This window comes from Pseudomonas sp. C9D1 (assembly GCF_056491235.1).
On the sequence record NZ_JBSZIE010000001.1, the window covers coordinates 131,662 to 152,083 of the forward strand.

The 20,422-nt window shown below is 67.9% G+C and carries 16 protein-coding genes; 3 read left to right on the top strand and 13 right to left on the bottom strand.

Annotated elements, in window-relative coordinates:
- Nucleotides 1-11 precede the first annotated feature (11 nt).
- The gene (locus tag ACXI0U_RS00610) at nucleotides 12-779 is read left to right on the top strand and encodes an alpha/beta hydrolase (protein WP_435634511.1); all 768 of its coding nucleotides are present in this window, start codon (nucleotides 12-14) and stop codon (nucleotides 777-779) included.
- 3 nt (nucleotides 780-782) lie between these two features.
- Here the strand turns inward: ACXI0U_RS00610 and ACXI0U_RS00615 are convergent, their stop codons facing one another.
- Nucleotides 783-1,253, bottom strand: coding sequence for a hypothetical protein (locus tag ACXI0U_RS00615; RefSeq protein WP_374979811.1), 471 nt, complete (start codon nucleotides 1,251-1,253; stop codon nucleotides 783-785).
- Between the two features lie 230 nt (nucleotides 1,254-1,483).
- Here ACXI0U_RS00615 and ACXI0U_RS00620 point away from each other — a divergent pair, with 230 nt between their 5' ends.
- Nucleotides 1,484-3,442, top strand: coding sequence for a UvrD-helicase domain-containing protein (locus ACXI0U_RS00620; RefSeq protein WP_374979812.1), 1,959 nt, complete (start codon nucleotides 1,484-1,486; stop codon nucleotides 3,440-3,442).
- A 342-nt stretch (nucleotides 3,443-3,784) separates the two neighbouring features.
- On the opposite strand, the gene ACXI0U_RS00625 is transcribed toward ACXI0U_RS00620, so the two are convergent.
- The 9 genes from ACXI0U_RS00625 to exaC all read right to left on the bottom strand — a co-directional run bounded on the left by ACXI0U_RS00625 (nucleotide 3,785) and on the right by exaC (nucleotide 14,128).
- On the bottom strand, nucleotides 3,785-4,249 hold the full coding sequence (locus tag ACXI0U_RS00625; protein WP_374979813.1) for a hypothetical protein: 465 nt from the start codon (nucleotides 4,247-4,249) through the stop codon (nucleotides 3,785-3,787).
- Nucleotides 4,250-4,333: 84 nt separating this feature from the next.
- On the bottom strand, nucleotides 4,334-4,708 hold the full coding sequence (locus ACXI0U_RS00630; protein WP_021216742.1) for a response regulator: 375 nt from the start codon (nucleotides 4,706-4,708) through the stop codon (nucleotides 4,334-4,336).
- A gap of 24 nt (nucleotides 4,709-4,732) precedes the next feature.
- Complete coding sequence (locus ACXI0U_RS00635; RefSeq protein WP_021216741.1) at nucleotides 4,733-6,175, bottom strand: ATPase domain-containing protein; 1,443 nt, start codon at nucleotides 6,173-6,175, stop codon at nucleotides 4,733-4,735.
- Nucleotides 6,176-6,368: 193 nt separating this feature from the next.
- Entirely contained in the window at nucleotides 6,369-7,514 is a 1,146-nt protein-coding gene (locus tag ACXI0U_RS00640; protein WP_043243798.1) for a two-component system sensor histidine kinase NtrB, read from the bottom strand.
- 89 nt (nucleotides 7,515-7,603) lie between these two features.
- Nucleotides 7,604-8,299: a glutathione S-transferase N-terminal domain-containing protein gene (locus tag ACXI0U_RS00645; RefSeq protein WP_021219350.1), complete on the bottom strand. Its 696-nt coding sequence runs from the start codon at nucleotides 8,297-8,299 to the stop codon at nucleotides 7,604-7,606.
- 305 nt (nucleotides 8,300-8,604) lie between these two features.
- Nucleotides 8,605-9,420 (bottom strand): ethanolamine ammonia-lyase subunit EutC, encoded by an 816-nt coding sequence (gene eutC / locus ACXI0U_RS00650; RefSeq protein WP_479549587.1) that lies wholly within the window; start codon nucleotides 9,418-9,420, stop codon nucleotides 8,605-8,607.
- A 9-nt stretch (nucleotides 9,421-9,429) separates the two neighbouring features.
- Nucleotides 9,430-10,824 (bottom strand): ethanolamine ammonia-lyase subunit EutB, encoded by a 1,395-nt coding sequence (locus ACXI0U_RS00655; RefSeq protein WP_479549588.1) that lies wholly within the window; start codon nucleotides 10,822-10,824, stop codon nucleotides 9,430-9,432.
- A 55-nt stretch (nucleotides 10,825-10,879) separates the two neighbouring features.
- Nucleotides 10,880-12,250, bottom strand: a complete 1,371-nt coding sequence (gene eat, locus ACXI0U_RS00660; protein ID WP_479549589.1) for an ethanolamine permease — start codon at nucleotides 12,248-12,250, stop codon at nucleotides 10,880-10,882.
- 357 nt (nucleotides 12,251-12,607) lie between these two features.
- Nucleotides 12,608-14,128: an acetaldehyde dehydrogenase ExaC gene (gene exaC, locus ACXI0U_RS00665; RefSeq protein WP_043243812.1), complete on the bottom strand. Its 1,521-nt coding sequence runs from the start codon at nucleotides 14,126-14,128 to the stop codon at nucleotides 12,608-12,610.
- Between the two features lie 317 nt (nucleotides 14,129-14,445).
- Between exaC and ACXI0U_RS00670 the strand changes: the two genes are divergently transcribed.
- Entirely contained in the window at nucleotides 14,446-16,347 is a 1,902-nt protein-coding gene (locus ACXI0U_RS00670; RefSeq protein WP_374979817.1) for a sigma-54-dependent Fis family transcriptional regulator, read from the top strand.
- A 444-nt stretch (nucleotides 16,348-16,791) separates the two neighbouring features.
- On the opposite strand, the gene phnX is transcribed toward ACXI0U_RS00670, so the two are convergent.
- The 3 genes from phnX to ACXI0U_RS00685 all read right to left on the bottom strand — a co-directional run bounded on the left by phnX (nucleotide 16,792) and on the right by ACXI0U_RS00685 (nucleotide 20,378).
- Complete coding sequence (phnX, locus tag ACXI0U_RS00675; protein ID WP_479549590.1) at nucleotides 16,792-17,619, bottom strand: phosphonoacetaldehyde hydrolase; 828 nt, start codon at nucleotides 17,617-17,619, stop codon at nucleotides 16,792-16,794.
- Nucleotides 17,620-17,641: 22 nt separating this feature from the next.
- Nucleotides 17,642-18,988 carry an MFS transporter gene (locus ACXI0U_RS00680; protein WP_479549591.1) on the bottom strand — a complete coding sequence of 449 codons (1,347 nt, stop codon included), beginning with the start codon at nucleotides 18,986-18,988 and terminating at the stop codon, nucleotides 17,642-17,644.
- Nucleotides 18,989-19,208: 220 nt separating this feature from the next.
- Complete coding sequence (locus ACXI0U_RS00685) at nucleotides 19,209-20,378, bottom strand: 2-aminoethylphosphonate--pyruvate transaminase (protein WP_479549592.1); 1,170 nt, start codon at nucleotides 20,376-20,378, stop codon at nucleotides 19,209-19,211.
- Nucleotides 20,379-20,422 lie beyond the last annotated feature (44 nt).

The window sequence follows — 20,422 nt, forward strand, 5'->3', positions numbered from 1 at the left end:
CGGAGCCCTCCATGACGCGCACCCTGCTCGTAACCCTCGCCCTTGTCGCCGGGCTGTACCTGGCCATCAGCCTCATGCTCTTCCTGTTCCAGCGCAACCTCCTCTACTTTCCCCAGCCCCGCGCGGTGCAGGCGCCGGAGAACACCCTGGAGTTGGCGGTACCGGAAGGGCGGCTGGTGGTCACGGTGCGGCCACGGCCCGGCGCGCAGGCGCTGCTGTACTTCGGTGGCAATGGCGAGGATGTGTCGCTGAACCTGGAACAGCTGGCCGAGGCCTTCCCCGACCGCGCGCTCTACCTGATGCACTACCCGGGTTATGGCGGCAGCTCCGGCGAGCCGTCGGAGGCCCTGATCCTGCGGGATGCCGAGTTGCTCTATGACCACATCCGCGACCGCCACGAGCAGGTGGCGCTGGTGGGGCGCAGCCTGGGCTCCGGCGTCGCCGTACAACTGGCGGGCAAGCGGCCGGTGAGCCGGCTGGTGCTGATCACCCCCTACGACAGCATCGAGAACGTCGCCGCCGGGCGTTTCCCCTGGGCGCCGGTGCGCGGGTTGCTACGGGATCGCTACCGCTCGGCGGATGTCGTCGGCGCCCTGCGCGTGCCGACGCTGCTGATGCTGGCCAGCGATGACCAGGTCATCCCCCGTGACAGCAGCGAGCGCCTGGCGGCGGCCTTCGCCCCCGGCGTGGCACGGCTGGAGGTGCTGGACGGCGCGGGCCACAACGACATCTCCCTGCACCCGCGCTACCTGCCGCTGCTGACCGAGGCCCTGCGCTGAGGCTCAGGCGTAGATGCTGATGCCGCCCTTGGCCTGCAGCCAGTCGCGGTAGGTCTCCAGCGAGCTGGTCTGCTTGTCGCCGTTCACCCCGACGAAGGAGAAGGCGCCTTCCAGGCCCTTGTCGAGCAGCTTCTGCACCTGGGTCAGCATCTTGGCGGCGTCGTCGCGGTCCATGGTGGAGACGTCCGGCAGCTGCATCTGCGCGCCATTGCCGCCATTGAGCCCGGCCCTGGTCGCGGCGCTGGCGTTGCTCAGCACGTTGCTGGTGTTGCCGGCCATGGCGTTCATCAGCCCGCCGCGCCCCTGGGCCACCAGGTTGGCGGCGAACTGGCGCAGTTCGGCGATGGGGTCCGCCGGCTTGTCGGTGGCCTTGCCATCGGTGCCGGAGGTGGAACCGCTGGTGCCGGTGGTGGACGGTTTGGTGGCGCTGGCGAGGTAGGTCGCCAGCGGCGAGCTGTTGGAGATGATGGTCATGGCCTTTCCCTGGATGCAGAGGATGCGCCGCTTTGGTGCAGGGATCGGGCCATATTCGTGAAAACCCCGTTGCAGAAGGCTTCCGGCCTTTTACTCGGTAATGTGCGCGGCGCCGCATTGCCGGCGCGGGGCAAGGCCTTGCCGCCGGTTGGCCAGGGGCCAGCAACTGACGGCGCAGGGGCAAAGCCCTTATCATCGCGCCCCGTTATTCGCTTTCCCGGACCCTTTGGATGCTGTCTGCCGTCAAGCGCTACAAGTCGCTGCTCTCCGGAGCGCTGGCGCGTTATTTCCCCCGTACCACCGCCTACCTGCGTGAAGAGCGCGAGGCTGCGCAGGCCATGGCCGCCCAGGCGCAGAAGAAGCCCCGTGGGCGCAGCCGCAAGGGTGCCACCAGCACGCCCAAGGGCCGTTCGAGCGGCAAGAAATCCGCCCCCAAGGAACCGGGCGGGGTCGCTGCGCCGGCGGCTGAGGTCCAGGACGACGGCATCTACGGCGGCCCCCTGCGGCAAAGCGCCGGTGTCGCCGAGGCCATGCGCGAGAAGGTCGCCGCCGCCGTGGCCGCTGGCGTGGTGGCTGCGCCTTCGGACGAGCAGTGGGCGATGATCCTCGGCCGCGCGCCGGTCACCCGCATCTTCGCCGGTGCCGGTTCCGGCAAGTCCACCACCCTGGTGTTGCGCGTGGTGTTCATGCTCTGCCACCTGGGCATCGAGCCCGGCAAACTCACCGTCATCTCCTTTACCAACGCTTCCTGTGCGCAGCTGCGCGACCAGCTGCAGCGGGTGCTCGGCTTCTGGGAATTCGCCTTCGACGCCGCCCAGGCGCGCCAGTGCGTGCGCACCTTCCATTCGGCCATGGGCGTGCTGGCCAAGGCGGCCCTGGGCAACCCCGCCTGGTTCGAGCAACTGGACGACCGCGACCCCAGCGCCGAGCCGGACAACCCCCTCGCCGCCGGCCGCCTGCGTCCGGCCCAGCAACGCCTGCTGGAGGAGGCCTACCAGGCCTGCTACGCCGCCGATGCCGGGTTCCGCCAGCGGGTGCACCGCCTGCTGGGGCTGGCTGAACCGGTGGAGGAGGAGGGCGCCACCATCGGCCAGGCACCCCGTGATGCGTTGCGCCTGGCCGGCGAGCTGACTGCGCTGCCGCTGCCGGAAGCCTTCCATGCCCAGGCCGGGTTCATCGAAAGCATCGGCCTGCGCATCGATCAGTTGCAGCCGGCCACGCTCAACTGCCCGCCCCAGGAGCGCTTGTTCATCGAAGCCCTGCAGCCTTTCTGGGCGCGCTTCCAGGCGCTGTTGCGCGAGCGCGGCGCGATGACCTTCAACGATGCCTTCGCCGAGCTCACTCAGCGCCTGCAGGCCGGCAGCCTCGACGCCGCGCTGCTGGAGCCGCTGACGCACCTGCTGATCGACGAGTTCCAGGACATCTCCCCGCAGATCGTCCAGTGGCTGCAGGCCGTGCATCGCCAGCTGGCACGCTCGCGCCGGGCACCGAGCCTGATGGCCATCGGCGACGACTGGCAGTCCATCTACGGCTGGCGCGGCAGCTCGCCCGAGCTGTTCATGGATTTCGACCGCCATTTCCCCGGCAAGGGCAAGGCGAAGAAGAGCAAGGTGCTGCTGCTGGAAACCAACTACCGCTCCATCGAAACGGTGGTGCGCGACGGCGAGGCGGTACTCGGGGGCGTCGCCTTCAAACAGGAGAAGACCAGCCGTGCGGTGAAGGTCGCCCAGCCGGAGGACGGCGTGCGCCTGGTGCAGGGTTTCGACCTGGCCGCCGGGCTGCCGAACCTGGTCGCTGACATCCAGGCCCAGTGCCGCCATGTCGAGGCGCGTGGCAGTGGCGAGCGCACCGCCGTGCTCCTGCTCGGCCGTCGCAACGAAGCCCTGCGCAGCATCCAGGCGCAACTGGACCCGGCACTGCCGGTGAAGGCCTACAGCATCCACCGCGCCAAGGGCCTGCAGGCGGAGGTGGCGGTGATCGTCGACGACTGCCTGCCCACGGAGGCGCACCCGCTGCGCAACGCCCTGTATGCCCGCTGCGGATTCTTCCGCAACAGCTACGACCAGGCCATGCGTGACGAAAGCCTGCGCCTGGCCTATGTCGCCATCACCCGGGGCGTCAGCCGCGTCATCTGGTACTGCCGCAAGGCCCAGGGCGCCACCGCCGTATTGGCCGGGCGCGGTCGCTGAACCGTTGAACCTGTAGGGGCGAGCTCTGCGAAAGCTCCTGCAGGGGCGACGTCAGTCGCCAAGCGGTGCGCAGCGCCGCCGCCCTTGTGGGAGCGAATTCATTCGCGATCGGAGCCCCGGACTGAAGTCCGGGCTCCGGGCTCGCGAAGCGCCTGGCGACGTGGCCCGTCACCGCTCCCTTGGTGGATGAAAAGAGCGTCATCCACCCTACACGGCGGTCTTGCCCGTGCGGTGGCGAGAGCCTTCGTAGGGGCGACTTTAGTCGCCAAGTGGCGCGCAGCGTCGCCGCCCTTGTGGAATTCATTCGCGAAAGGGCGGCCCTGAAACCGCCGCTGCGTCGCCTCAGAAAAAGGCTTCGGTGTCGCGGATGAGCACGGCGTGGTGGCCGTCTTCGTCTTCGAAGATTTCGTAGAGGAAGTACATCTCGATGGCGCCCTCGGGGGTGTTGACGGCCACCTGGTCGCCGGCTTCGGCGGTGAAGTAGGCGCGGCTGGCGGGGGCGGCGATGCATTCGATCAGGGCACTGAAGAACTGCGCGGGGTCGCTGTCGTCGTAGTATTCCTCGCGCTCGCTGTCGCTCCATTCGGCGGGGGGCTGGAATACACCGGTGATCAGTACGCGGGCATCGCCGAGGTCTTCTTCGTCGGCCTCGTCATCGTCCGGGTCGGCGCGGTAGAGCGTGGCCTCGAGTGCGTCGGGGCTGCCCAGCACGGCCTGGCGGGAGGTGAAGCGGCGCTGCGGGTCGAGGGCGACGGCCTGGCAGATCTGGACCCAGGTAGGGTCGCTGGCGAGTTCTTGGGTGGACACGGCGGTCTCCGCTGGGGGCTGAAAGCCGGCAGTTTCCGGGACGCGGGCGACGCTGGCAATGGGCGGCGGACGGAGCGGGGCGGTTCAGGCCTGGCCGTCGCTGGGGCCGATCAGTTGCGCGACCGTGGCGATCACGGCGTTGATGTCGAAGGGCTTGTCGAAGACGGCGGCGAACAGGTCGCTGCGGTCGCGGCCGACGCTGCCTTGGGCGCCGCTCATGAGGATGATCGGCAGATCGGGGGATTGCGTGCGCGCGCGGATCGCCTGGGCGAACTCCAAGCCGTCCATGATCGGCATCATGAAGTCGGTGATGACCAGGGACGGGCGCTCGCGATCGAGAACTTCCAGCCCCCTGCGGCCGTTGCCGGCCTTGACCACCATGTAGCCTTCGTCCTCCAGCGCAAAGGCCAGGATATCTGCAATCAGATACTCGTCATCGACTACCAGGATCGTTGTCATTAGGCACTGACCAGTTGGCGTGTTTCAGTTGCCGGGATTGGGCGTTGCCGCCCCCGACATGACTGCCGTCGCATGCTTGAAGGCCTTGTCGAGGTTGATTCCATGGTCGTGGATAACGACCTCCAGCAGGGAGGGGTCGTAACGGCTGTCCCTCATCTTGAGAATGGACAGCAGGCGTTTCAGTTCAGAGTTCATTTCCACGTAGCGCATCAGCACCAGGTTGTCGACGATGCTCGACAGCTCCGGCGCCGGGGCATTGATGTCAGCACTGTACAGGTCGCGCATCTCCCAGGTGGCGAGGACGGTGACGCCGAGGGCGCGCAGCTCGTTCATCAGGGCGCTGAAGAACTCCACCAGGCGCGACTGGTTGCTGGCGACGCGGGCCATGCCGCCGAGGCTGTCGATGTGCACGCGCTTGATGCCTTTCTCGACCACGGTCTTGATCAGCCGCGCGCCGAGGCCGTCGAGCAGGCCTTCGGTGGTGGGTTGCCACTTCAGGTGCAGGGCGCCGCTGTCTTCCAGGGGCTGCAGGTCGATGCCGATGCTGCGTGCCTTGATGCGCAGGCGCTCTGGGGACTCGTAGAAGCCGAAGTGCAGGCCGGGCTCCTCGGGGGTGGACTGGGCGAGGAAGCTGATGCCGAGGCTGGTCTTGCCGACGCCGGCCGGGCCCATTACCAGGGTGGCCGAGGAGCGCGCCAGGCCACCGTCGATCAGCGCATCGAGGCCGCCGATGCCGCTGGAGATGCGCTGCAGATCGGCGCTGTCGGGGCGCGTAGGGCGGCTGTAGAGGGTTTCCAGGCGCGGGTAGACGACCAGGCCGTCGTCGGTGATTTCGCACTCGTGCAGGCCGGACAGCGCACCGCTGCCACGGGTCTTGCGCAGCTGGATGCGGCGCACCGAGCGGGCACCGAACAGCTCTTCGCCCAGTTCGATGACGCCATCGACCATGGTGTGCTCGGGGCTGCCGTCGTCGAGGCGGGCGCTGGTGAGGAAGAGCACGGTGCAGCCGGCGAAGGCGGCGTGGCCCTGCAGCTCACCGATGAATTTCTTGGTGTCCAGCGGCGTATCCGCCTTGGAGCGGGCATTGAGCAGGCCGTCGACGATCAGCACCGTGGCCTTCTGCCGGCTGATCTCGCGGCGCAGCAGCTTGACCACCTCGTCCAGGCCTTCGTTCTCCAGCGTGTCGAAGGCGCTGACGAACTGGATCTGCGCGCCGATCTGCGAGGCGTCGAAGAAGCTCAGGGTGGAGAGGAACTGGAACAGTCGCTCATGGGTTTCGGCCAGCAGCGTGGCGACCAGCACGCGCCCGCCGTCGCGCACGTGGTTGAAGGCGATCTGGTTGGCGAGGATGGTCTTGCCCGATCCGGGACGGCCCTGGACGATGTAGGACGCGCCGGCAACCAAGCCACCCTTCAACAGGGCATCCAGCCCCTCGATGCCGCTCTGAAGGCGTTTTAGCTGTTCCAAGTTCTGGCCTGCCTCATCTGGATGTTCGCTTGAGAGGGCCGACGTGCCTGCTCGGGAGCCTGGCTGGCCGGCACTGCGCATTGCGTCCGGTCATGGGCGGGTCGGCCTTGATCCCGGCGATTCTACGCTGCCGGGTCACTATCAGCGATAGAGTCGTGCCTTCTGAAGTAGTTCCTGTGCGCGGCGGCACCTTTCAGGGGGCCTGGTAGAGCAGCGCCGGCAGGCACAGCGTCATGGTGGTGCCGCGCCCCGGTTCGCTGTCCACGCGGATGGTTCCGCCGTGCTGGCGAACGAAGCCGTAGGCCTGGCTCAGGCCCAGGCCGGTGCCCTTGCCCAGCCCCTTGGTGGTGAAGAAGGGCTCGAAGATGCGCGGCAGCACGTCCGGCGGGATGCCGCTGCCGCTGTCGCGCACCGAGATGATCAGGAATTCGCCGGTCAGCTCGTCCCACTCGCCGGTCAGGGTGCGGTTCTCCGCGCGCAGCACGATGCTGCCGTCCTGCTCCATGGCGTCGCGGGCATTGAAGATGAGGTTGAGCAGGGTCATCTCCAGCTGGCTCGGGTCCACCAGGATGGGGTGCAGCGGCGGGCACAGCTGCAGCTCCAGGGTCATGCCCTTGGGCAGCGCCTGGCTGAAGAACATCTGCGCCGAATGCAGGGTGTTTTCCAGCTGCACCACTTGCTGTTGCTGGTCGCGCTGGCGGGCGAAGGAGAGCAGGTGCTGGGTCAGGTGGCTGCCGCGCAGGCCGGCCTCGTGGATGCTGCCGAGCAGTTCCTTGATGCGCTTGGGGTCCTGGGTGCGGCCGGCCAGCGCCGAGGCGCCGATGATCACCGTGAGCAGGTTGTTGAAGTCGTGGGCCATGCCGCCGGTGAGCTGGCCCAGGGCTTCCAGCTTCTGCGCCTGGAACAGCTGCGCGCGCAGGCCTTGCAGGTGCAGCTCGGACTCGTGGCGTTCGGTCATGTCGCGGGTGATCTTGGCCAGGCCGATGATCCGCCCGTCGTGGTCGCGCACCACGTCCATCACCGCTAGGGCCCAGAAGCGCGTGCCGTCACGGCGCACCCGCCAGCCTTCGTCCTGGGCGCGCCCGGTATTCAGCGCGGTGGCGATCAGGTGGGCGGGGCGGTTGGCTGCGCGGTCTTCCTCGGTGAAGAACATCGACAGGTGCTGGCCGATGGCTTCCTCGGCGCTGTAGCCCTTGATCCGCTCCGCGCCGGCGTTCCAGCTGATGATCTCGCCCTCGGGCGAGAGCATGTACAGGGCGTAGTCGACCACGGCGTTGACCAGCAGCTCGTAGCCTTGCTCGTTGAGCCTGTGGATGGGCTTGGGGGTGTTCGGGTCCATTGGCACCTGCTTGGGCGGGGAACCGGGTAGGGGCTGGCAGTGTACGTCTTCCCGGACGGCGCGCGCACCGTCCGGTAGCGGGGCGCAGATCACCCCGGAATCTTCAGTCCACGGGCCACTGCCGGGCGGGCGAGGAAGGCCTCCAGCACGCGGGTGACGTTGGCGAAACCGTCGATGCCCACCAGCTCGCCGGCCTCGTAGAAGCCGATCAGGTTGCGCACCCAGGGGAAGGTGGCGATGTCGGCGATGCCGTAGTCGTCCTGGATCCAGTCGCGCCCCTGCAGGCGGCGGTCGAGCACGCCGAGCAAACGCTTGGATTCGGCGACGTAGCGGTCGCGCGGGCGCTTGTCCTCGTAGTCCTTGCCGGCGAATTTATTGAAGAAGCCGAGCTGGCCGAACATCGGGCCGATGCCGCCCATCTGGAACATCAGCCACTGGATGGCCTCGTAGCGCCCGGCGGCGTCATCGGGAATCAGGCGCCCGCTCTTCTCTGCCAGGTACAGCAGGATGGCGCCGGACTCGAACAGCGCTAGGGGCTGCCCACCGGGGCCGTCCGGGTCGAGGATGGCGGGAATCTTGTTGTTGGGGTTGAGGGAGAGGAACTCGGGGGACAGCTGGTCATTGGTGTCGAAACTGACCTTGTGCGCCTCGTAGGGCAGGCCGATTTCCTCGAGCATGATCGACACCTTCACCCCGTTGGGCGTGGGCAGCGAGTAGAGCTGCAGCCGGTCGGGATGCTGGGCGGGCCACTTGTGTGTGATGGGGAAGGAGGAAAGGTCGGTCATGGGGAGTCCTGTCGAATGGCTGCGGGACGAGCAGACAGCATGGCTGGGTCGCGGCGCTTGTCCAGTGGCGACAGCCATGACCCGGCGGGATCGCGGGCCGCATCACGGATGCCTGGGGTTTCCATCTCGACCACTGGCGTCGCGTGCCGTTCAGTCACCCGGCTCGACCCGTAGGATGGCGTAGAGCGCAGCGAAACCCATCATCCAGGCTGTCCAGGAAGAGGCCCGCCAAGACCGGGGAGCGGCAGGGCCCGGTTCCCGGGCCATCGCGAATGAATCCGCTCCCACAGGGTGGGCGAGGCGCTTCAACCACCCAGCAGGAAGTTGCCCCGTGCAGGCTGGCCGGCGCCGTCGAGCATCGGCACCTGGGAGTCGTCCTTGAGGTTGACCCCGGAGAGCTGGCGGCGGCTGGCTTCGCGCATCAGGTAGAGGAGGCGGTGGGCGGCCAGGCCGTAGGAGAGGCCTTCCAGGCGGACGTTGGAGATGCAGTTGCGGCTGGCGTCGGTGAGGCCGACGCGGGGCGCCCAGGTGAAGTACAGGCCGAGGCTGTCGGGGGAGCTGAGGCCGGGGCGTTCGCCGATGAGGATCACCACCATCTTCGCCTTGAGCAATTGGGCCACTTCATCCGCCACCGCCACGCGGCCCTGTTCCACCAGGGCGATGGGGGCCGTGCGCCAGCCATCTTCCGCCGCCTGTTCCTCGAAACGCTGGAGGAAGGGCAGGGCGTGGCGTTGCACGGCGAGGGACGACAAGCCGTCGGCGATCACCAGCGCCAGGTCGTAGCCGTCGGGATTGGCCTCGGCATGCTGGCGCAGGCGCTGGGCCGAGTCGTCGTCCAGGCGCCGCCCCAGGTCGGGGCGTTGCAGGTAGGTGTGGCGGTCGCTGGCGGCGCTGTGCAGCAGCAGGCTGTCGCGGCCGCGCTCGGCCAGTTCGGCGGCCAGGGCGGCGCGGTCGAAGGGCAGGTGCACGGCGTCGCGGGCCTGGGCGTGGGCGAACTGGAAATCCAGCTGGGCGCCGGTGGGCAGGCTGGTGCCGGCGCGGCCGAGGGCGATGCGCGCCGGGGTGAGGTTGCGCAGTTCGCGCCAGGGGTTGTCGAGGGCGGGGCGTTTGTCGTCGCTCATCGGGCCTCCTCAGGTGAGCTGCGCCAGGGCCTGGCGGAAGGCGGGCGGCACCTGCTCGCCCAGGCGCACGCGGCCACCCTGCTGGCTGGCGATGCCCATGCGCTCGAGCCAGGCCTCGAACTCGGGGGCCGGGCGCAGGCCCAGGCTCTGGCGGGCGTAGAGGGCATCGTGGAAGGAAGTGGTCTGGTAGTTGAGCATCACGTCGTCGGAGCCGGGGATGCCCATGATGAAGTTGATGCCGGCGACGCCGAGCAGGGTCAGCAGCATGTCCATGTCGTCCTGGTCCGCTTCGGCGTGGTTGGTGTAGCAGATGTCGCAACCCATGGGCACGCCGAGGAGCTTGCCGCAGAAGTGGTCCTCCAGCCCGGCACGGATGATCTGCTTGCCGTTGTAGAGGTACTCCGGGCCGATGAAGCCGACCACGGTATTGACCAGGAAGGGGTCGAAGTGGCGGGCGACGGCATAGGCGCGGGCTTCGCAGGTCTGCTGGTCGACGCCGTGGTGGGCGTTGGCGGAGAGCGCGCTGCCCTGGCCGGTCTCGAAGTACATGAGGTTGTTGCCCAGGCTGCCGCGTTTCAGCGAGAGGCCGGCCTCGTAGCCCTCGCGGAGGATTTCCAGGCTGATGCCGAAGCTGGCGTTGGCCGCCTCGGTGCCGGCGATGGACTGGAACACCAGGTCCAGCGGTACGCCACGGTTGATGGCTTCGATCGAGGTGGTGACGTGGGTGAGCACGCAGGCCTGGGTGGGGATTTCGTAGCGCTGGATGATGGCGTCGAGCATCTCCAGCATCGCGCAGATGGACGACAGGCTATCGGTGGCCGGGTTGATGCCGAGCATGGCGTCGCCGTTGCCGTAGAGCAGGCCGTCGAGGATGCTCGCGGCGATGCCGGCGGGCTCGTCGGTGGGGTGGTTGGGCTGCAGCCGCGTGGACATGCGCCCGCGCAGGCCCATGGTGTTGCGGAAGCGGGTGACGACGCGGATCTTCTGCGCCACCAGCACCAGGTCCTGCACGCGCATGATCTTCGACACGGCCGCGGCCATCTCCGGCGTCAGCCCCGGGGCCAGGGCGCGCAATGAATGCTCGTCGGCGACATCGCCGAGCAGCCAGTCGCGCAGTCCGCCGACGGTGAGGTGGCTGACCGGGTCGAAGGCGGCGCGGTCGTGGCCGTCGATGATCAGGCGGGTGACTTCGTCCTCCTCGTAGGGGATCAGCGCCTCGTCGAGGAAGTGCTTGAGCGGGATGTCGGCCAGGGCCATCTGCGCGGCCACGCGTTCGCCGTCGCTACTGGCGGCGACGCCGGCGAGGAAGTCGCCGGAGCGTGCCGGGCTGGCCTTGGCCATGACCTCCTTGAGGCTGTCGAAACGCCAGGTCTGGCCGCCGACGCTATGGGAAAAAACTGCCATGTCGATCGTCCTGTCTGTGCCGGCCCCACCGTTGCGATGGGGCCGGCCTGGGGGCTCAGATGCGGGTCAGCATCGCGTCGGCGGGAGCACTGGCGCGGTGGTGGGCGGTGAACTGGAACCAGACGAACCCCACGGCCATGATGCCGAGGAAGATCAGCCCGATCAGGGTGTTGAACCAGGCCATGGCCACCAGGCAGACCACCGCCAGCAGCAGGGCGATGGCCGGTACCACCGGGTAGCCCGGGGCGCGGAAGGTGCGCTCCAGGTTGGGTTCGCTGGCGCGCAGCTTGAACAGCGCGAGCATGCTGATGATGTACATGACGATGGCGCCGAACACGCTCATGGTGATCATCGCGGCGGTCAGGCTCATGCCCTGCAGGTTGATCAGGCCGTCGCTGTAGATGGCGGCGATGCCGATCACGCCGCCGGCGATGATGGCGCGGTGCGGGGTCTGGAAGCGCGACAGCTTGGCCAGGCCGCGCGGCAGGTAGCCAGCGCGTGCCAGGGCGAAGAACTGCCGCGAGTAGCCGAGGATGATGCCGTGGAAGCTGGCCACCAGGCCGAACAGGCCGATCCACACCAGCATGTGCATCCAGCCGGAGTTCTCGCCGACCACGGCCTTCATGGCCTGGGGCAGCGGGTCGTTGATCCCCGACAGCTGGCGCCAGTCGCCAACGCCGCCGGCCATGATCATCACGCCGATGGCGAGGAACACCAGGGTGAGGATGCCGGCCACGTAGGCGCGCGGGATGGTGCGTTTCGGGTCCTTGGCTTCTTCGGCGGCCATGGCCGCGCCTTCGATGGCGAGGAAGAACCAGATGGCGAAGGGGATGGCGGCGAAGATGCCGGAGATCGAGGCGCTGCTGAAGGTGTCCGAGCCGGCCCAGCCGTTGAGCACGAAGTTGCTGAAGCTGAAGCCCGGCGCCACCACGCCCATGAACACCAGCAGTTCGGCCACGGCGAGCAGGGTGACCACCAGTTCGAAGGTGGCGGCGATGCTGACGCCGAGGATGTTCAGGGTCATGAACACGAAGTAGGCACCCACCGCCGCGTGCTTGGGATCGAGCTCGGGGAACTGCACATTGAGGTAGGCGCCGATGGCCATGGCAATGGCCGGTGGGGCAAAGACGAATTCGATCAGCGTGGCGATGCCGGCGATCAGCCCGCCGCGCTCACCGAAGGCGCGGCTGCTGTAGGCGAAGGGGCCGCCGGCGTGGGGGATGGCGGTGGTCAGTTCGGTGAAGCTGAAGATGAAGCAGGTGTACATGGTCGCCACCAGCAGCGTGGTGACCAGGAAGCCGAGGGTGCCGGCGGCGCCCCAGCCGTAGCTCCAGCCGAAGTACTCGCCGGAAATCACCAGGCCGACGGCGATGCCCCAGAGGTGCAGGGTGCCGAGGGTGGGTTTGAGTTGATTAGTGGTTGTCATGCGCGTCTCCGGAGGTTGCCTTGGGGAAAGTGGGGCGACGAATCGGAGAGGCGGGAGGCGGAGCGTGGCCCGAGCGGGCACGGACCACCGACTGCGGGCAGCAGCGAGGCGCGATGCACATGGTGTTCACCGTTTCTTGTTGTTGTAGTCGGATGGAGCCGGGGTGGAGCGGACCGGGCGCCGCCTGATCGGTGCCCGGTCCTGGTTTTTGACTTACAAGAGGCCTCTCCTGGGCCTGCGAGCTAGAGCGAGACTAGGAGGAGCTCGCCGAGAAAGCGCAGTTTGCTGGTGCAAATGAGCATTTCGAGACGGGCTCCGACAACGTATCGCCGACGCGCAGCTGGCCCAGGGGGCTTCTTAGAAGAAGCCCAGGGGGTTGATGTCATAGCTCACCAGCAGGTTCTTGGTCTGCTGGTAGTGGTCGAGCATCATCTTGTGGGTCTCGCGGCCGACGCCGGACTTCTTGTAACCACCGAACGCGGCGTGGGCCGGGTACAGGTGGTAGCAGTTGGTCCACACGCGGCCAGCCTTGATGCCACGGCCCATGCGGTAGGCGCGGTTGATGTCGCGGGTCCACAGGCCGGCGCCCAGGCCGAACTCGGTGTCGTTGGCGATCGCCAGGGCTTCCGCTTCGTCCTTGAAGGTGGTGACGCCCACCACCGGGCCGAAGATCTCCTCCTGGAACACGCGCATCTTGTTGTTGCCCTTCAGCAGCGTCGGCTGGATGTAGTAGCCGGTCGCCAGGTTGCCTTCGAGCTTCTCGACGCCGCCGCCGGTGAGGATTTCAGCGCCTTCCTGCTGGGCGATATCGAGGTAGCTGAGGATCTTGTCGTACTGCTGCTCGGAGGCCTGGGCGCCGACCATGGTGTCGGTGTCCAGCGGGTCGCCACGCTTGATGGCCTTCACCTTCTTCATCACCTCGGCCATGAATGCCGGGTAGATGGATTCCTGCACCAGGGCGCGGGACGGGCAGGTGCACACCTCGCCCTGGTTGAAGAAGGCCAGCACCAGGCCTTCGGCGGCCTTCTCGATGAAGGCCGGCTCGGCCTGCATGATGTCCTCGAAGTAGATGTTCGGGCTCTTGCCGCCCAGCTCCACGGTGGAGGGGATGATGTTGGTGGCGGCGCACTTGAGGATGTGCGAGCCCACCGGGGTGGAACCGGTGAAGGCGATCTTGGCGATGCGCTTGCTGGTGGCCAGCGCTTCACCCGCTTCCTTGCCGAAGCCCTGTACCACGTTGAGCACGCCGGGCGGCAGCAGGTCGCCGATCAGCTCCAGCAGCACGCTGATGCCCAGCGGGGTCTGCTCGGCGGGCTTGAGCACCACGCAGTTGCCAGCGGCCAGGGCCGGGGCCAGCTTCCAGGCGGCCATCAGCAGCGGGAAGTTCCACGGGATGATCTGCCCGACCACGCCCAGGGGTTCGTGGATGTGGTAGGCGACGGTGTTCTCGTTGATCTCGGCGGCGCCGCCTTCCTGGGCACGGATGCAACCGGCGAAGTAGCGGAAGTGGTCGGCGGCCAGGGGGATGTCGGCGTTGAGGGTTTCGCGCACGGCCTTGCCGTTGTCCCAGGTCTCGGTGACGGCGAGCAGTTCGAGGTTGGCTTCGATGCGGTCGGCGATCTTCAGCAGCACCAGGGAGCGGTCCTGCACCGAGGTCTTGCCCCAGGCATCGGCGGCGGCATGTGCGGCGTCCAGGGCCTTGTCGATATCGGCGGCGTCGGAGCGGGGGAATTCGGCGATGGGCTGGCCATTCACCGGCGAAGTGTTGGTGAAGTACTGGCCGTTGACCGGCGGGACGAACTCGCCGCCGATGTAGTTGCCGTAGCGGGCCTTGAAGGAAACGATGGCGCCGGGGGTACCGGGTTGGGCGTAACGCATGGTCTATCTCCTGGCTCTTGTGCTTATTGGGGAGTTGGCGCCGAAGCGCTTTGAGCAGCATAGAGCAAGGGCCGGGCCAGGCCGGTGAAAGCCCCGTGGGAGAGGGCTCCGAGTGTTGTGGGGAACGGCCTGCGGGTGAGGGCTGTCGCATGCCTGGTACGTCCCGGGTGACAGAGTGTCACGCATCCGGTACAGCGCTCGACCGGTGGGTCACCCGGCGATTGCAAAGCCGCTTGTGCTGGTGGATGCTGCGGCGATGCGGGTGCCCATCGGGGCACGGGCTGCCTCCCGCAAGCCCGCAATGGAGAACGACAAGAATGCACGACCACCTGAGCCGCCACGCTCGGCAAGTGCTGACCGTGGCGCAAGGCAAGGCCCAGTCCAGCGGGCCCGCCGCCGACCCTTCCATCGCCCGCTCCTGGCTGCGCTGCCTGGAGGATTACCACCTCGACCCGGCCCTGCCAATGGCGCCGACCGTGCTCGAACATGCGCGCATGCTCGAGTGCCGCGAAGGCATGCAGCAGGTGCTGGAGATCGCCAGCGGCGAGATGAGCAGCCTTTATCACCAGCTTTCCGGTGCCGGCCACGCGGTGCTGCTCACCGATGCCCGGGGGGTGATCCTCAACTGTGTGACCGCCGGAGCCGAGCGCCAGGCTTTCGAGCGTGCCGGCCTGTGGCTGGGCGCCGACTGGAGCGAGGCCCGCGAGGGCACCAACGGCATCGGCACCTGCGTGATCGAGCGCCAGGCACTGACCATCCACCAGGACGAGCACTTCCGCAGTCGCCACACCGGCCTCACCTGCTCCGCCAGTCCGGTGTTCGACCCCCAGGGCGACCTGCTGGCGGTGCTCGATGTGTCTTCCGCGCGCCACGACGTGTCGCGCCAGAGCCAGTTCCACACCATGGCGCTGGTCAACCTCTCGGCGAAGATGATCGAGAGCTGCTACTTCCTGCGCCGCTTCGAGGGCGAGTGGCTGCTGCGCTTCCACCTGCAGGCCGAGTACGTCGGCCTGTTCAGCGAGGGGCTGATGGCCTTCGACGGCGAAGGGCGCATCCGCGCGGTGAACCAGAGCGCCATCAACCTGCTGGACAGCGCCCGCGAGCGCCTGCTGGGGCAGAGCGTGGAAGCCTTCTTCGACTGCCGGCTGGACGACCTGCTCGGCCGCGCCCAACCACAACCCAATGCCAGCTGGCCGCTGCGTGCGCGCAATGGCCGTGCCCTCTATGCCGTGTTGCGAGGCCAGCCGCGTACCGTCGCCCGTGCGTTACCGGTGGCACCGAAATCCGCCGTGCCCGGGCTGTGCCTGGGCGACCCGGCGCTGGCCGCCGACTTCCTCCGTGCGCTGAAGGTGTATGAGCGCGACGTGCCCGTGCTGGTCAATGGCGAAACCGGCTCCGGCAAGGAGGCCTTCGCCAAGGCCGTGCACCTGGCCAGTTCCCGCGCCGCGCGGCCCTTCGTGGCGCTCAACTGCGCGGCCATCCCTGAATCCCTGATCGAGAGCGAGCTGTTCGGCTATCGCGGCGGCAGTTTCACCGGTGCGCGCAAGGAAGGCATGCGCGGCAAGCTGCAACAGGCCGATGGCGGCACCTTGTTCCTCGACGAGATCGGCGACATGCCCCTGGCCCTGCAGACCCGTCTGCTGCGGGTGCTGGAGGAGCGCCAGGTGGTGCCCATCGGCGGCGAGGCCCAGGCCGTGGACGTGCGCATCATCAGCGCCACCCACCGTGAGCTGGGCGCTCGCGTGGCCGATGGCAGTTTCCGCGAAGACCTCTATTACCGCCTCAATGGCCTGGTGATCGACCTGCCGCCCCTGCGCGAGCGCAGCGACCGCCCCGAGCTGCTCGACCACCTGCTGCACGAAGAAGCCCGTGGCCAGGCCATCCGCCTGGAGCAGGACGCCCGCCAGGCGCTGCTCGACTACGCCTGGCCCGGCAACGTACGCCAGTTGCGCAACGTGCTGCGCACCCTGGCGGCGCTGTGCGAGGACGGCCGCATCCGCTACGCCGACCTGCCGGCCGACCTGCGCCGTGCACCTGCCCCGGCCCCCACCACCGACTGCGTGGTGCACCCGCTGGAAGACGCCGAACGCAGCGCCCTGCTCGCCGCCCTGGAAAGCCAGCGCTGGCACATGACCCGCACCGCCGAGCAGCTCGGCATCAGCCGCAACACCCTGTACCGCAAGCTGCGCAAGCACTCGATCGAGACGCGCAGTTTGTAGCCAGGCTCGGATGTAGCCCGGGCTTCAGCCCGGGAATCTCCGTCGGGTTCAGGTCTGTTGATGATGGGTTTCGCTGCGCTCTACGCCATCCTACGGTTCGTGCCTTGCGCTTGGCGCAGGCACCGAGCTGACCGGGGAGTAGGGTGGATGGCGCTCTTTCCATCCACCAGGCGGTGCTACCTGTGGCACCGGGTAGGGGCAGCCCTGTGGGCTGCTTGGCGACTGAAGTCGCCTCTACGGTGATGGGTTTCGCTGCGCTCTACGCCATCCTACGGTTGGGGCTTGCGCTTGGCTCAGGCACTGAGATGACCGGGGGGTAGGGTGGATGGCGCTCTTTCCATCCACCAGGCGATGCTGTCTGTGGCACCGAGTCGGGGCAGCGCTGCGGTCTGCTTGGCGACTGAAGTCGCCCCTGCAGCCCTACAGGGTGCCCCTCGGGTTTCGTCATGCGCTTTGGGGCATTTCTCCGCGCTTGAGGCGCGCGTTGATGGCGTCGATCACCTGCGGCAGGTCGGCGATGGTGTCGATCAGGTAGTGCGGGCGGGCGCCTTCGAATTGCTGGGCGATGCGTGCGCGTTCCTGCTCCAGCTTGTCGGCGGGCAGGGCCTTGAACTGCTGCCAGGTCAGGCCCAGGGCGTTGCCGGAGCAGGTGAGGGCGACCGTCCACATGCCAGCGCTGCGGCCTTCTAGGATGCCCGGCCAGGTGTCGTCCACCTTCACGCAGGCGGCCACGTCGCTGATGCCCAGGGCGATGACGTTGGCCAGTGCCTGGGCCGGGTGCGGGCGACCGTTGGGGACTTCGTCGGTGGCGACCACATGGTCGGCGACGTAGCCGTTCTTCTCCGCCAGTTCCACCACCTTGGCCATCACCGCTGCCGGGTAGCCGGAGCAGGAGCCGATCTTCAGCCCCTTGCCGCGCAGGCTGGCGATGGCCTCCAGGGCGCCGGGGATCAGCGCCGAGTGCAGGGCGATCTTCTCGATCTGCAGGGGCATGAAGCGTTCGTAGATCGCGGTGACGTCGTCGTCCGTGGGCAGGCGGCCGAAGGCGGCGCGGTAGCGCTCGGCGATGGCGGGGATATCACACAGGGTGCGGATGTGATCCCACTTGCCCATGCCCATCGGGCCACGCGCTTCCTCCAGGCTCACGGCGACACCGAACTCGGCGAAGGCCTCGACGAAGATCTGCGTCGGCGCGAAGGAGCCGAAGTCGACCACGGTGCCGGCCCAGTCGAGGATCGCGGCTTGCAGTTGGGTGGGGTGCTGGTAGTTCATGGGTGTCTCCTTGGGGGCGAAGTCAGGAACGGGCGCCGAGGGGTTGGCCGTCGTTGCCGGGTGGGGGGATGAGCCCGTCGAGGACCTTCAGGGTCTTGGGCCGGCTGTTCCAGAACGGCACCAGCATCAGGCTGGCGAGCAGGGCCGCGACGGTGAAGCCGATGAATACGGTGGTGGTGTCGAAGTAGCCGGGCAGCAGGCCGCCGAGGATGGCGCCGACCGAGCCGCAGCCGTTGACGAAGCCGGCGGCGGTGCCGGCCGCTTCGGTGGTGCCGAAGTCGATGGCGGCGGAGCTGCTGATCATCGAGTCGGGGCCGTAGAGGGTCAGGCCCAGCATGAACAGCAGGCCGACCACCAGGTACAGGCTGCCGCTCTGCATGGCCGGCACGAACAGGCCCAGGCACAGGGTCAGCGCCACCAGGCTGATGACGCAGGCGGGCATGCGCCGCGCGCCGAACCAGCGGTCGGAGGCGATGCCGATGAGGATCGGCCCCACCAGCCCGGCCACCTCGAAGGCCGTGGGCACGATGGCCGAGGCGACCTTGCCGACGGCGGGCATGCGCTCGTAGACCATCATCGGGCCCCACAGCAGGATCGCGTAGCGCGCCGGCTTGAGCAGGAAGTAGGCGAGGCCGAGGACCAGCACCGTGCGGTTGCCCATGATCTTGCGCAGCGAGACCCAGTGGCTGTCGCGCTCGATCTTCAGCTCGCGGGAGGTCTTCACTTCCACCTCGACCGGCTCCAGGCCGACGTCCTCGGGGCGGTTGCGCTGCAGCAGCCAGAACAGCACCGCCACCACCAGCACCACCACCGCGCTGGAGACGAAGGCCGCACGCCAGTCGCCGAACACCTGGTAGGCCCACCAGCCGGCAAAGGGCGTGGAGACCAGGCCGCCGAAGGCGTAGCAGGTGCTCCAGTAGCCCAGTACCCGGCCGCGCTCGCGGGTGGCGAAGAAACAGCCGATGTTCTTGCACAGCCCGCTCCAGCCGGTGGACTGCGCCAGGCCCTGGATCACCATGCAGGTGGCGAAGATCGGCAGGGTGGCGAAGGTGCCCATGGCCAGCGCGGCGAGCGCGGAGACCAGCAGGCCGCCGAAGACGATCACGCGGGGGCCGAAGCGGTCGGCGAAGATGCCCCAGGTGAACTGGCCGATGGCGTAGGCGGTGAGATAGAGGGCATCGAGGTTGGCCATCGCCGACTTGTCGAGCTCGAAATCGACGTCCTCGCCGATGCCCAGCTTGGCCACCGAGAAGGCCTTGCGGGTGAAGTAGAAGGCGGCATAGGCCAGCCAGGTGATGAGGAAGATCTGTACACGCCAGCGGTGGATGGATTTCCACCCGTGCTGGAAGACACCTGCAGCGTTGTTCATGGTTCTGACCCCTGTGGGTTGGCGACAGTGCGTGAGGGAGGCTGTTGTTGTTCTTGGTACTTCCTGGCTGTCTAAACGCCTGGCCTGGTCAGAAGGGCAGAGGCCGTGCGTCAGGCATGGTGCTGATCGTCTCGGGTGGGCGGGCTCCTCGCCGGCGCGGCCGGCTGACGCGGAAAAAGAGGCCGCCCGCTCGGGGTGGCGGGCGGCCCAAGGGGGCGGGTCAGGCCGCCGTTTTCTCGAGGGTCACGCCCATCGCCTGCAGGGACTCGGCGATGGCGCGCAGCAGCTGGCGGACGATGGGCTCGTCGATCTGGCCGATGCAGCCGATGCGGAAGCTCTCGGCCTGGGTCAGCTTGCCGGGGTAGATGACGAACTGGCGGGCCTTGAGCTCGTCGTAGAAACGCTTGAACTCGAAGGCGGGGTGCGCAGGGCTGAAGAAGGTGGTGATGATCGGCGACAGCCAGCGGTCCTCCAGCAGCGTCTCGAAGCCCAGCTCGCGCATCCCGGCCACCAGCACGTCGCGGTTGCGCGTGTAGCGCGCCAGGCGGCCCGGCACGCCACCCTCGGCCGCGTGCTGTTCCAGCGCCGTATGGAAGGCCACCACGCTGTGGGTGGGCGGGGTGAAGCGCCATTGGCCGGTGCGCTCCATGTAGCGCCACTGCTCCAGCAGGTCGAGGCTCAGGGAGTGGGCGCGGCCGGCGGACTCCTCCAGCAGGTCGCGACGGATGATCACGAAGCCGAAGCCGGGGATGCCCTCGATGCATTTGTTGGCCGAGGACACCAGGACATCGAAGGGCACCTCGTCCACCGACAACGGCACCGCGCCGAAGGAGCTCATGGCGTCGACGATCAGGCGCTTGCCATGGGCCTTCACCACGGCCGCCAGCTCGCGCAGCGGGTTGAGGATGCCGGAGCTGGTCTCGCAGTGGACCAGGAACACGGTGGTGACATCGGGATTGGCGCGCAGCAGGGCGTCCACCTCCTCGGGCTGCGGCGGCAGGTAGTCGCCCTTGTCCAGCGCGATATGGGCGCGGCCCAGGTAGTCGAGGGTCTTGGCGGCGCGCTGGCCGTAGGCACCGTTCATCAGGATCAGCGCCTTGCCGTCGCGGGGGATGGCGGTGGCCAGGGCGGCTTCCACCGAGAAGGTGCCGCTGCCTTGCAGGGGCACGCAGGCGTAGCTGTCGTCGGTCACCCCGGCCATGGCCAGCAGCTGCTGGCGGATCTCGGCGGTGACGCGGTTGAAGTCGGCGTCCCACGAGCCCCAGTCACGCAGCATGGCTTCCTTGGTGGCACGCGAGGTGGTCAGCGGGCCGGGGGTCAGCAGGTAGGGCTCGCCCTGGACCGGCGCGGCGAGGGGCGTATGCGATGCGGGGAATTCGGCGTGGCTCATGATCGTCTCCAGCGGATGCGGGTGGGCGTGGCTGGCGCTGATCA

Excerpts from the sequence above, each read along its gene's own strand:
- ACXI0U_RS00610 (WP_435634511.1), top strand. The coding sequence starts at position 12 with ATGACGCGCACCCTGCTCGTAACCCTCGCCCTTGTCGCCGGGCTGTAC.
- ACXI0U_RS00615 (WP_374979811.1), bottom strand. The coding sequence starts at position 1,253 with ATGACCATCATCTCCAACAGCTCGCCGCTGGCGACCTACCTCGCCAGC.
- ACXI0U_RS00620 (WP_374979812.1), top strand. The coding sequence starts at position 1,484 with ATGCTGTCTGCCGTCAAGCGCTACAAGTCGCTGCTCTCCGGAGCGCTG.
- ACXI0U_RS00630 (WP_021216742.1), bottom strand. The coding sequence starts at position 4,708 with ATGACAACGATCCTGGTAGTCGATGACGAGTATCTGATTGCAGATATC.
- ACXI0U_RS00640 (WP_043243798.1), bottom strand. The coding sequence starts at position 7,514 with ATGGACCCGAACACCCCCAAGCCCATCCACAGGCTCAACGAGCAAGGC.
- ACXI0U_RS00645 (WP_021219350.1), bottom strand. The coding sequence starts at position 8,299 with ATGACCGACCTTTCCTCCTTCCCCATCACACACAAGTGGCCCGCCCAG.
- eutC (WP_479549587.1), bottom strand. The coding sequence starts at position 9,420 with ATGAGCGACGACAAACGCCCCGCCCTCGACAACCCCTGGCGCGAACTG.
- ACXI0U_RS00655 (WP_479549588.1), bottom strand. The coding sequence starts at position 10,824 with ATGGCAGTTTTTTCCCATAGCGTCGGCGGCCAGACCTGGCGTTTCGAC.
- eat (WP_479549589.1), bottom strand. The coding sequence starts at position 12,250 with ATGACAACCACTAATCAACTCAAACCCACCCTCGGCACCCTGCACCTC.
- exaC (WP_043243812.1), bottom strand. The coding sequence starts at position 14,128 with ATGCGTTACGCCCAACCCGGTACCCCCGGCGCCATCGTTTCCTTCAAG.
- ACXI0U_RS00670 (WP_374979817.1), top strand. The coding sequence starts at position 14,446 with ATGCACGACCACCTGAGCCGCCACGCTCGGCAAGTGCTGACCGTGGCG.
- phnX (WP_479549590.1), bottom strand. The coding sequence starts at position 17,619 with ATGAACTACCAGCACCCCACCCAACTGCAAGCCGCGATCCTCGACTGG.
- ACXI0U_RS00680 (WP_479549591.1), bottom strand. The coding sequence starts at position 18,988 with ATGAACAACGCTGCAGGTGTCTTCCAGCACGGGTGGAAATCCATCCAC.
- ACXI0U_RS00685 (WP_479549592.1), bottom strand. The coding sequence starts at position 20,378 with ATGAGCCACGCCGAATTCCCCGCATCGCATACGCCCCTCGCCGCGCCG.